Source organism: Halolamina salina (assembly GCF_042678005.1).
GTDB classification, from domain to species: domain Archaea; phylum Halobacteriota; class Halobacteria; order Halobacteriales; family Haloferacaceae; genus Halolamina; species Halolamina salina.
In genome coordinates this window covers 15,419-26,123 of sequence record NZ_JBHUDH010000016.1, presented here as the reverse complement: position 1 = coordinate 26,123, position 10,705 = coordinate 15,419, and the positions used below count along the sequence as shown (strand labels likewise).

General features: G+C 68.3%; 9 protein-coding genes. 3 read left to right on the top strand and 6 right to left on the bottom strand.

The genetic code is table 11. The features are described 5' to 3' along the window. Both ACFR9S_RS02310 and gyrB read right to left on the bottom strand, forming a co-directional pair. Positions 1-493: DNA gyrase subunit A (locus ACFR9S_RS02310; protein WP_379817979.1), on the bottom strand; the 493-nt coding region annotated here is incomplete at its 3' end. Further along, positions 490-2,421: a DNA topoisomerase (ATP-hydrolyzing) subunit B gene (gyrB, locus tag ACFR9S_RS02305; protein ID WP_379730776.1), complete on the bottom strand. Its 1,932-nt coding sequence runs from the start codon at positions 2,419-2,421 to the stop codon at positions 490-492. The genes ACFR9S_RS02310 and gyrB, both read right to left, overlap by 4 nt. A gap of 302 nt (positions 2,422-2,723) precedes the next feature. Between gyrB and ACFR9S_RS02300 the strand changes: the two genes are divergently transcribed. The 3 genes from ACFR9S_RS02300 (at position 2,724) to ACFR9S_RS02290 (ending at position 7,304) form a co-directional block, all read left to right on the top strand. Further along, on the top strand, positions 2,724-5,177 hold the full coding sequence (locus ACFR9S_RS02300; RefSeq protein ID WP_379730775.1) for a DNA topoisomerase VI subunit B: 2,454 nt from the start codon (positions 2,724-2,726) through the stop codon (positions 5,175-5,177). Continuing rightward, positions 5,174-6,271 (top strand): DNA topoisomerase IV subunit A, encoded by a 1,098-nt coding sequence (locus ACFR9S_RS02295; RefSeq protein WP_379730774.1) that lies wholly within the window; start codon positions 5,174-5,176, stop codon positions 6,269-6,271. Before ACFR9S_RS02300 ends, ACFR9S_RS02295 begins: the two co-directional genes overlap by 4 nt. 223 nt (positions 6,272-6,494) lie before the next feature. Next, positions 6,495-7,304, top strand: a complete 810-nt coding sequence (locus tag ACFR9S_RS02290; RefSeq protein ID WP_379730773.1) for a nucleoside phosphorylase — start codon at positions 6,495-6,497, stop codon at positions 7,302-7,304. Here ACFR9S_RS02290 and ACFR9S_RS02285 read toward each other — a convergent pair whose 3' ends face one another. The 4 genes from ACFR9S_RS02285 to hisC all read right to left on the bottom strand — a co-directional run bounded on the left by ACFR9S_RS02285 (position 7,305) and on the right by hisC (position 10,374). Next, complete coding sequence (locus tag ACFR9S_RS02285) at positions 7,305-8,075, bottom strand: class I SAM-dependent methyltransferase (RefSeq protein ID WP_379730772.1); 771 nt, start codon at positions 8,073-8,075, stop codon at positions 7,305-7,307. A gap of 63 nt (positions 8,076-8,138) precedes the next feature. After that, a complete protein-coding gene (locus tag ACFR9S_RS02280; protein WP_379817978.1) occupies positions 8,139-8,756 on the bottom strand; it encodes a CDP-alcohol phosphatidyltransferase family protein in 618 nt (205 codons plus the stop codon). Then, positions 8,753-9,289 carry an adenylate kinase family protein gene (locus tag ACFR9S_RS02275; RefSeq protein ID WP_379732591.1) on the bottom strand — a complete coding sequence of 179 codons (537 nt, stop codon included), beginning with the start codon at positions 9,287-9,289 and terminating at the stop codon, positions 8,753-8,755. Before ACFR9S_RS02275 ends, ACFR9S_RS02280 begins: the two co-directional genes overlap by 4 nt. Continuing rightward, entirely contained in the window at positions 9,286-10,374 is a 1,089-nt protein-coding gene (gene hisC / locus ACFR9S_RS02270; RefSeq protein ID WP_379732592.1) for a histidinol-phosphate transaminase, read from the bottom strand. The genes ACFR9S_RS02275 and hisC overlap by 4 nt, the downstream gene beginning before the upstream one ends. Positions 10,375-10,705 lie beyond the last annotated feature (331 nt).

The window sequence follows — 10,705 nt, the reverse complement described above, 5'->3', positions numbered from 1 at the left end:
CCGGCTCCGTGAGCCGGTCGTCGTAGTTGCTGGAGAAGTCGACGGTGTCCTTCCCGATGTCGTCCAGCAGCTCCTCGGCGATCGGCGCCATGCGCGCCTCCGTGTAGCGCATCGCGGCCGGCGGGTCGCCGTCGATCGAGCCGAAGTTCCCCTGCCCGTCGACCAGCGGCGCGCGCATCGAGAAGTCCTGTGCCATCCGGGCGAGCGCGTCGTAGATCGCGCTGTCGCCGTGGGGGTGGTAGTCCCCCATGGTGGTCCCGACGATGGAGGAGGACTTCCGGTGGCCGGAGCCGGAGGTGATCCCGTCCTCGTGCATCGCGTAGAGGATGCGCCGGTGGACCGGCTTCAGGCCGTCCCGGACGTCCGGGAGGGCGCGGCCCGCGATGACCGACATCGCGTAGTCGATGTAGCTCTGCTCCATCTCGTCCTCGACGCGGACGTGCTCGACCCGGTCGGCCGGCTCGTCCCCGTCGTCGGGCGTGTCCGTGCTCATATGTCCACCCACTCGGCGTCGGTCGCGTGCTCCTTGATGAACTGTTTCCGCGGGTCGACGGCGTCGCCCATCAGCACCGAGAACATCTTGTCCGCGGCGGCGGCGTCGTCGAGCGTGATCTGTTTCAGCACCCGGTTCTCCGGGTTCATCGTCGTCTCCCAGAGCTGGTCGGGGTTCATCTCACCCAGCCCCTTGAACCGCTGGACCTGCGTGGGGTTGCCGTCACAGACCTCCTCGATCACCCGGTCCCGCTCCTCCTCGCTCATCACGTCGTACGTCTCGCCGCGGTAGCGGATGCGGTACAGCGGCGGCTGGGTGGCGTACACGTAGCCCGCCTCCAGCAGCGGCTTCATGTGCCGGTAGAACAGCGTGAGCAGCAGCGTCCGGATGTGGGCGCCGTCGACGTCGGCGTCGGTCGCCATGATGATCTTCTCGTAGCGGCAGTCCTCGATGTCGAACTCCTCGCCGATCCCCGTGCCGACGGCGGTGATGATCGCGCGGATCTCGTCGTTCTCGAGGATGCGGTCGAGACGGTGTTTCTCGACGTTGAGGATCTTCCCCTTGATCGGGAGCACGGCCTGGAACGAGGAGTCCCGGGCCTGCTTGGCGCTCCCACCCGCGGAGTCACCCTCCGCGATGAACAGCTCGGCCTCGCTGGGGTCGCGGCTCTGACAGTCCGCGAGCTTCCCCGGCAGCGCCGTCGACTCCAGCGCCGACTTCCGGCGGGTCAGCTCCTCGGCCTTCTTCGCGGCCTGTCGAGCCTTCGCGGCCTCGGCGGCCTTCGCGACGATCTTCTTCGCGGTGTCGGGGTTCTCCTCGAGATACGTGCCCAGCCCCTCGTGGACCGTGCTCTCGGTGATCCCGCGGACCTCGCTGTTGCCGAGCTTGGTCTTGGTCTGGCCCTCGAACTGCGGGTCTGGGTGTTTGACCGAGACGACGGCGGTCAGCCCCTCGCGGACGTCCTCGCCCTTGAGGTTGCCGTCGACGTCGCCGATGAGTCCCTGCTCGTTGGCGTAGTCGTTGACGACGCGGGTGAGCGCCGTCTTGAACCCCGTGAGGTGGGTGCCGCCCTCGCGGGTGTTGATGTTGTTCGCGAAGCTGTGGATCGACCCCTGTAGCTCCTCGGTGGCCTGCAGCGCCACCTCGACCTGGACGCCCTCCTCCTCGTCCTCGAAGTAGATCACGTCGTCGTGGATGGGCGTCTTGGTCTCGTTGAGGAACCGCACGAACGCGCGGATCCCGCCCTCGTAGAGGAACGTCTCCGACTGCGGTTCGTGGTCCTCGTCGTCGCGTTCGTCGGCGAGTTCGATGTGGACGCCGCTGTTGAGGAAGGCGAGCTCGCGGAGCCGGCTCTCCAGCGTCGTGAACTCGAACTCGGTGGTCTCGAAGATCTCCTCGTCGGGCCAGAAGCGGATCGTGGTGCCCGTCCCCTCGTCCTCCTCGAGGTCGCGGACCCGTTCGATGTCGCCCTGAGGCTCACCGCGGTCGAACTCGTGGCGCCAGACGGCGCCGTCGCGTTTGACCTCGGCGGTCAGGCGTTTTGCGAGCGCGTTCACCACGCTCACGCCGACGCCGTGGAGGCCGCCGGAGACCTGGTAGGACTTGTTGTCGAACTTCCCGCCGGCGTGGAGGACGGTCATGATGACCTCCAGCGCCGGCCGGTCGTACTCCTCGTGGGTGTCGACGGGGATCCCGCGACCGTCGTCGGTGACAGAGACGGAGCCGTCGTCGTGGATCGTCACCGAGATGCGGTCGCAGTGACCCGCCAACGCCTCGTCGATGGCGTTGTCGACGACCTCGTAGACGAGATGGTGGAGCCCACGGTCGTCGGTGGACCCGATGTACATGGCGGGGCGCTTCCGGACGGCCTGGAGACCCTCCAGGACCTGGATCTGGCCCGCGCCGTAGTCGGCGTTCTCTTCTGACATAGCGCGTACTCTCTGAGAGGCGCCCCCGCCGGATAAAGGACCCGCACGCGCGCGGGGGCGCGTGAACGAAAACTCGCTGCAGGCGTAGTGAACTTCGGGGATTCCCAAACCGATCCGACGCAGCCGAAAACTGAGTTCGGGGGTGGGGCGAACGGCCCGATCGCCGCCGCTCTCGCGGCGCGCGCGAGCGGCGCGGCCGTGGCCGCGCGTGGCCCGCCGAAATCGCGTCGTTCTCCCGGAGTTTCAGTTTCACCGAGCTACGGAAGGGACTTTACGTGGGGGACGGGTACCCGGAGTACAGAATGACCTCGGAGCAGACGACACTCGGCGAGGGAACCACCACGGCCGAGGAGTTGGCCGAGGGGCAACGCGAGATCTCCATCGCCGAGTTCTTCGAGAAGAACAAACACATGCTCGGGTTCGACTCGGGCGCCCGGGGGCTGGTGACGGCCGTGAAGGAGGCCGTCGACAACGCCCTCGACGCGACCGAGGAGGCCGGCATCCGGCCCGACATCTACGTCGAGATCCGCGAGGTCGGCGACTACTACCGCCTCGTGGTCGAGGACAACGGGCCCGGGATCACCAAGGAGCAGCTTCCCAAAGTGTTCGGGAAGCTGCTGTACGGCTCGCGGTTCCACAAGCGCGAGCAGAGCCGCGGGCAGCAGGGGATCGGAATCTCCGCGGCCGTGCTCTACTCCCAACTCACCTCCGGCAAGCCCGCGAAGATCACCTCCCGCACGCAGGGCAGCACCGAGGCGGAGTACTTCGAGCTCATCATCGACACCGACACCAACGAGCCGGAGATCGGGACCGCCGAGACCACCTCGTGGGACCGCAGCCACGGCACGCGCATCGAACTGGAGATGGAGGCCAACATGCGCGCCCGGAGCCAGCTCCACGACTACATCAAACACACCGCGGTCGTCAACCCCCACGCACGGATCGAGCTCCGGGAGCCGGGACTGGACGAGCCGCTGAAGTTCGAGCGTGCGACCGATCAGCTCCCCGCGGAGACGAAGGAGATTCGGCCCCACCCCCACGGCGTCGAACTCGGGACGCTGATCAAGATGCTCGACGCGACCGACTCCTACTCCCTCTCGGGGTTCATGCAGGAGGAGTTCACCCGCGTCGGGAAGAAGACCGCCGACAGCGTCCTCGACAACTTCCGCGACCGTCACTTCGGCCGCGAACTCGGCTGGCCCGCCCGGAACGGCGCCCCGACCGCCGACGTGGAAGCTGACATCGAGACCGCCCTCCGCGAGGCCGTCTCGAACAAGGGCGCCGACGCGACCGACGTGTTCGCCGAGCGAATCGCGAACAGCCTGACCGAGCGCGAGCGGACCACCTACTCCGGGCTCGTCGAGATCGTCGGCACCGTCGCCGACGAGGTCGGCACCGAGACGGGCAAGACGTTCGGCTCGACCGTCCGGGAGAACGCCGTCGAAGCGGCGTGGAGCGAACTCACTCGGTTCGGCTCCGACGACGAGGGCGACGACCTCGACCGACTCACCCCGACGCTGTACGAACTGGTCGACGACGCCACCTCGACGCGGAAGGACGACGCCGCAGTCAACGGGCTATCGGAGCGGCTGGCCGAACGCTTCGTCGCGCTGGGCGACGACGACGGCCCGAACCGGATGCGGCTCACCCTCGGCGACCTGAAGACGCTCGTCGACGAGGCCGCCGACACCACCGAGGAGTACGACGACGAGACGTTCGGCGACACCGCCCGCGAGAACGTCGTCGAGTCGCTCTGGTCCCGGATGCAGACCGTCCCGGACGACCCGCCGAACGTGAGCGAGATCGCCGGCGACCGCGACACCGCCTCCGAACTGCTGGAGGCGATGCGGGAGACGGACATCCTCTCGCCGCCGACGGACTGTCTCGCCCCGATCACCGAGGAGCTGGTCGAGGCCGGCCTCCGGAAGGAGTACGACGCCGACTTCTACGCCGCCTCGACCCGGGACGCCGAGGTCCACGGCGGCGACCCGTTCGTCGTCGAGGCCGGGATCGCCTACGGCGGCGACATCCCCGCCGACGGGAGCGTCGAACTACTGCGCTTCGCGAACCGCGTGCCGCTCGTCTACCAGCGCGGCGCGTGTGCGACGACGAACGTGGTCAAACGCATCGGCTGGCGGAACTACGGGCTGGATCAGCCCGGCGGCTCGGGGATGCCCTCCGGGCCGGCGGTCATCTCGATCCACGTCGCGTCGACGAACGTCCCGTTCACCAGCGAGTCGAAGGACGCGCTGGCGTCGGTGCCCGAGATCGAGGACGAGATCGAGCTCGCGATCCGGGAGGCCGCCCGCGAGCTGAAGTCCTACCTCAACAAGCGCCGCTCGATGGCCAAGCGCCGGGAGAAACAGGACGTGCTCGGGCGCATCCTCCCGCAGATGGCCGAGAAGGTCGCCGAAGTCACCGGGCGCGACCACCCCGACATCGAGGGGGCGATGGCCCGGATCATGAACAACGTCGGCGTCGACCGCGAGCGCGACGGCGAGACGGTGACGTTGGTGGTCGAGAACCACTCCGACCGGAACGAGAGTCTGGAGATCACCGAGATCGTCTCCGCCGAGCCCGAGGGGCTGCCCGACGGCGTCGACGCGATCGAGATGGACGAGGAGTGGTTCGTGAACTGGAACCCCGACGTGGACTCGGGCGAGACGGTCGAACTGGAGTACAGCCTGCCGACTGACGCCGACGCCGACGCGACCGTCGACGGCGTCGACGACGAGAAACTCACGGTGAACGCATGAGCACGAAAGACCTGAGCGACGCTGAGGCGCGGGAACGGCTGATCGATCTGGCCGCGGAGTTCTACGACCAGTTCGCGGCCGGCGAGATCCCCCGGATGGAGCTGCCCACCCGGACGAAGAGCAACATCGAGTACGACCCCGAGAAGAGCGTCTGGGTGTACGGCGACCGGAAGTCCACCCGTTCGGCCAACTCCGTCAGTGGCGCCCGGAAGCTGCTGAAGGCCGCCTACACCATCGAGTTCCTCGCGAACCAGTTGGACGAGGACCGCTCCTCGACGCTGCGAGAGCTCTACTACCTCTCGGAGTCGTGGGACAACGAGGAGGCCCAGTTCAACGGGCAGGACGAGTCGAACAACCTCGTCGAGGACCTGGAGATCATCACGGGCGTCACCCGCGAGGACTTCCACATGCGCCCCGAGGAGTCCGGCGCGACCCTGATGGGGCCGCTGAAGCTGCGCGAGCAGACCCGCCGCGGCGAGCGGGAGATCCACTGCCAGCTCGACGTGGGCGAGGGCGGCTACCAGATCCCGAACAACCCGGACACGATCGAGTTCCTCGACCACGACATCGACTTCGTGCTCTGTGTCGAGACGGGTGGGATGCGGGACCGCCTGATCGAGAACGGGTTCGACGACGAGTACAACTGCCTGATCGTCCACCTCAAGGGGCAGCCCGCGCGCGCGACCCGGCGGATCACCAAGCGGCTCCGCGACGAACTGGACCTGCCGGTCGTGGTGTTCACTGACGGTGACCCCTGGTCCTACCGGATCTACGGCTCCGTGGCGTACGGCTCGATCAAGTCTGCCCACCTCTCGGAGTACCTCGCGACGCCGGAGGCCCAGTACGTGGGGATCCGCCCGCAGGACATCGTCGACTACGACCTGCCGACTGACCCGCTGTCGGACTCGGACGTGAACGCGCTGGAGTCCGAACTCGAGGACCCGCGCTTCCAGACGGAGTTCTGGGAGGAGCAGATCGAACTCCAACTGGACATCGGGAAGAAGGCCGAACAGCAGGCGCTCGCCTCCCGAGGGCTGGACTTCGTGACGGACACGTACCTGCCCGAGCGACTGGAGACGATGGGCGTGCTCTAACCTTTTCGGCCGGTTTTCGCCGAGTAGATGGCTCGTGCGTTCGATCGCTCCATCGACGTGTTCGATCTCGATAGTGACAAATCGATATAGCGGGTAACGGTTCAAGACCGACACTCGTGGGTCGAATCAAGCGCGCTGGAGTCCGAACTGGACTCGCCCGGGTGTGGACGACACCCGACAGCGAACGACAGCCTTACGCCCCACAGCGGAGAACCGCGAAAGCATGTCCGACGCCGAAGACGAGATGCAGTACCACGTCGAACTCGAACCCGGCGACGTCGCCGACAGCGTCCTGCTCCCCGGCAACCCCGAGCGGGTCGACAAGGTAACGCCGCTGTGGGACGACCACGAGGAGGTCGCCCACCACCGCGAGTACCGCACCGCGACCGGGAGCTACGACGGCGCCCCGATCTCCGTCACCTCCACCGGGATCGGCTCGCCGTCGGCGGCGATCGCCGTCGAGGAGCTGGCCCGCGTCGGCGCGGACACGTTCATCCGCGTCGGCTCCTGTGGCGCGATCCAGCCCGAGATGGACGTTGGCGATCTGGTGATCACCCGCGGCGCCGTCCGGCAGGAGGGCACCAGCAAGGAGTACGTCCGGGAGGACTACCCCGCGGTCGCCGACGAGGAGGTCGTCTCCGCGCTGATCGCCGCCGCCGAGCGACTGGGCCACGACTACCACGTCGGCCTCACGATGTCCGCCGACTCCTTCTACGCCGGGCAGGGTCGGGAGGGGTTCGAGGGGTTCGAAGCCGCCGGCAGCGAGACGCTCGTCGAGGACCTGAAGGAGGCGAACGTGCTGAACATCGAGATGGAGACGGCCGCCATCTGCACGCTCGCGAACGTCTACGGCCTGCGGGCGGGCGCGGTCTGCTCGGTGTTCGCGAACCGCACCACGGGCGAGTTCATGACGGAGGGGGAGTCCGTCGCCGCCGAGACGGCGAGCCTCGCGGTGAAGCTGCTCGCGAAGATGGACGAAGTGAAGGAAGAGGCCGGCGCGGACCGCTGGCACGCCGGCCTGAGTCTGGACTGATTACTGCGCGACCGCCCAGAACCGCACGCTCTGGGGCACTTTCCAGAGCACGTCGGGCAGATCGCTCTCCGCTGGCTCGTTGTGCTCGACTTCGTGGTTGTGGTGTTCGAGCAGTCGCCGGACCTCGAAGCCGGCGTCGACGAGGCCGTTGTGGAGGTCCGCGACCGTGCGGTCGAACACCATCAGCGTCTCCTCGAACGCCTCGTCGATCTCGATCTCCCGCGGCCCCTCGTCGACGTAGCTGTGTTCGAGCGTCCCGGACTCCTCGTCCAACGCCTCGTGCAGCGGGTGCAGGACGCTGAACACGAACACGCCGCCGTCTCGGAGGACGCGGTGGGCCTCCGCGAACGCGCGATCGACGTCCTCGACCATCTGGAACGCCGCCTCCGAGGAGGCGACGTCGAAGCGATCGTCCGGGAGCGGGAGGTCGGTCACGTCGCCCTGTACGAACTGGGCATCGACGCCGTACTCGTCGCGGAGCTGCCGCGCGTACCGGAGCTGCTCGCCCGAGAAGTCCACCCCGACGACGGGATCCGCGCCGAGTTCCGCAGTGCCGACGCTGCCCTGTCCGCCGCCACAGCCGAGTTCGACGTACGCCTTCCCCTCGACGCTCTCCAGAATCCCCGGCTGGGGGCCGCCGGGGGCGTCCGCGGCGAACGGCGAGGGCGCCGGCGGGAGTTCGCCCTCGTCGGTGTCCGAGCGCCAGATCGCCTGGAAGTCGTCGCTCCACTCGTCCCAGAGCCGTCGGTTCGACTGATGGAGGTCGCTCATGGCGCCCGCTGTGGGCGGGCGGGGTATCAGTTTTCCGTCCCTTCGAGACGGCGGCCCACGGCGTCAGCGGAGGTCCGACCACGCACCCCAGAACCGCTGGAGCGCGGTGAGGTGGCCGACGACCGCGAACAGCACGAGCAGCAGTTCGACCGCGCCGAAGCCGGCGACGATCTCGCCGGGCAGCACGAACGCGACCACGCCGACGATCCCCACGAGCGCCAGCCGGTCGGCGCGGCCGAGCAGGCCGCCGTACTCCCGGCCGAGCCCGACCGCCTGGATCTGCGTGCCAAGGTAGGAGGTGAGCAGCACGCCCGTCACCGCGAGCAGGCCGAGCGCGTAGGCGTCAGCGCCCGCCGCGAGCCCGGCGATGATGAGCACGTCCGCGTAGCGATCGAGCACGTGATCGAGCAGGTCGCCGCCCTCGGAGTCGGTGCCGAGGCTCCGGGCGAGCGCGCCGTCGACGAGGTCGAGCCAGCCGTTCGCGAACACGAAGAAGCTGGCCGCGAGGTAGAGCCACAGCGGCCCCTGGCCGCCCGCGAGCGCGAACGCGCCGCCGGCGGCACCGGCGAAGACGAACGCGATCACGCTCACGCCGTCGGGCGTCAGGCCCAGCGCCTCCGCGGCGTCGACGAACGGGACGAGCAGCCGGTCCGCGATATCGCGGTACTGATCGAGCGTCACAGCGCCCCCGTGAAGTCGACCGTGCCGGCCGACGGCTCGCGCTTGCCGCGCAGGACGGCGATGGCGTCGTCGACGACGGCCTCGACCGGCCGGTCGGTGGTGTCGATCTCGTAGACGTTCTCCTCCCCGTACGCCCGCACCGCTTCGCTGAGCACGATGTCCAGCGCCTCGCTCTCGGCGTTCTCGGCGATCTTCGCGTCGGGTTCGTCACGCTCGGCGAGGCGCTCCTCAAGTTCGTCGGGGTGACAGCGCAGCACGATCGCAGCATCGGCGTCGAAGTGGTGTGCGAGGTGGGAGTCCAGTAGCCCGGACCAGTCGCCGAGGTACTCCCGGATCGCGTCGAGGTCGGCGACGAGCGAGCCGCGCTGCTCGTCCTCACCCTCGTGAAGCCCCTCCTCGCGGATCAGGTCGTTGAGGTGATGGACGGGGATGTCGAGGCGTTCGCCGACCGCCTCGGCGACGGTGGTCTTCCCCGTCCCGGGCGTTCCTGTGAGCGCGACGCGGTCGAACGCGAGGTCGTCGGTGTCGCTCATGCCGTCGCCTCCAACTCGGCGAGCACGTCGTTTAGCGTCTCGACCGCCCGCCGGGTCTCGGCTTCGGTCCCACAGGAGATCCGGATACAGCCCGGCAGGCCGAAGGAACTGCAGTCCCGGACGATCACGCCCTCCCGCTGGGCGGCCTCGGCGACGGCGCTCCCGTCGCCCACCTCACAGAGTACGAAGTTGGCCTCGCTGTCGAACGTCGGCGCGTCGAGGTGGTCGTGGATGTGCTCCCGCGCCCGCTCGGCGCTCTCGACGGACTTCTCGACGTGTGCGCCGTCGTCGAGTGCGGCTATCGCGGCTCGCAGCGCCATCTCGCTGGCGGCGAAGGGGGTCGAGACCTTCGCGTAGGCGTCGCCCCACGCGGCGGGGACGAGCGCGTAGCCGATCCGCAGGCCGGCGAGCCCGTACGCCTTCGAGAACGTCCGCAGGATCGCGAGGTTCTCGTAGTCGTCGAGGAGGTCGGCGGCGGATGGCTCCTCGGCGAACTCGCCGTAGGCCTCGTCGATCACGACCAGCGAGTCGTCCTCGACGCCGGAAAGCAGCGCCTCGATCTCCTCGCGGGCCATCGTCGCTCCCGTGGGGTTGTGCGGCGACGTGACGAACACCATGCGCTCGCCGTCGTAGTCGTCGAGCACGGTGTCAGCGGTCATCTCGAACTCGTCGGCCTTCGAGAGCTCGTAGGTACGAACGTCGCCGTGGTGGTAGCGCGCGCTCATCCCGTAGTAGGAGAAGCCGGGATCGGGGACGAGCACCGGGTCCGCGGGGTCGAGCATCGCCCGGGAGAGGTAGTCGATCGCGCCGTCGGCGCCGGGGCTGACCCAGACCTGCTCGGTGTCGAGGTCCCACTTCTCGGCGAGGTCGGCCGTGAGGTCGGTGTGGGCCGCCTTGGGGTAGACGGATATCTCGTCGGCAGCGTCCCGTACGGCGTCGACGGCCGCGGGGCTGGCGCCGTGTGGGTTCTCGTTCGAGGAGAGCTTCACGAGCTCGTCGGGATCGAGGCCGAGGTCGCGGGCGACCTCCTCGACCCCCCGTCCGGGGACGTACTCGACGTGGGCGGAGAGGTCGCGTGGTTGCATATCGCGACGTTCTCGGTGGTGGGGGATAAGGCTCCCGCCCTCGAACGAGGTCGTGCTTTCGTTCTTTGGGGAAGGTGGCTTCGCTGTGGGGTAACAGTGCCTCTCTACGACGGGTACTGGGACGGTAACAGTATCTCTCGACACGGGTACTGCGACGGCAACAGCATCTCGATCGTTGGCATCTTGTGACCGCACCGCCCCGCACAGCCACACACCTCCCCAGCCGACTCCCTCTCTCGCTTCGCTCGATCGGTCGTCCCTCGCGCGCTCGTTCGCGCACGGAGGCGTCGTGCGGGCGACCCACGCGTCGCCCGCACGGCCAGCGAGACCT

What these genes read in the sequence shown, in the direction of transcription:
- ACFR9S_RS02285 (WP_379730772.1), bottom strand. Translation starts at nt 8,075, where the DNA reads ATGAGCGACCTCCATCAGTCGAACCGACGGCTCTGGGACGAGTGGAGC.
- ACFR9S_RS02295 (WP_379730774.1), top strand. Translation starts at nt 5,174, where the DNA reads ATGAGCACGAAAGACCTGAGCGACGCTGAGGCGCGGGAACGGCTGATC.
- ACFR9S_RS02300 (WP_379730775.1), top strand. Translation starts at nt 2,724, where the DNA reads ATGACCTCGGAGCAGACGACACTCGGCGAGGGAACCACCACGGCCGAG.
- ACFR9S_RS02275 (WP_379732591.1), bottom strand. Translation starts at nt 9,289, where the DNA reads ATGAGCGACACCGACGACCTCGCGTTCGACCGCGTCGCGCTCACAGGA.
- ACFR9S_RS02290 (WP_379730773.1), top strand. Translation starts at nt 6,495, where the DNA reads ATGTCCGACGCCGAAGACGAGATGCAGTACCACGTCGAACTCGAACCC.
- hisC (WP_379732592.1), bottom strand. Translation starts at nt 10,374, where the DNA reads ATGCAACCACGCGACCTCTCCGCCCACGTCGAGTACGTCCCCGGACGG.
- gyrB (WP_379730776.1), bottom strand. Translation starts at nt 2,421, where the DNA reads ATGTCAGAAGAGAACGCCGACTACGGCGCGGGCCAGATCCAGGTCCTG.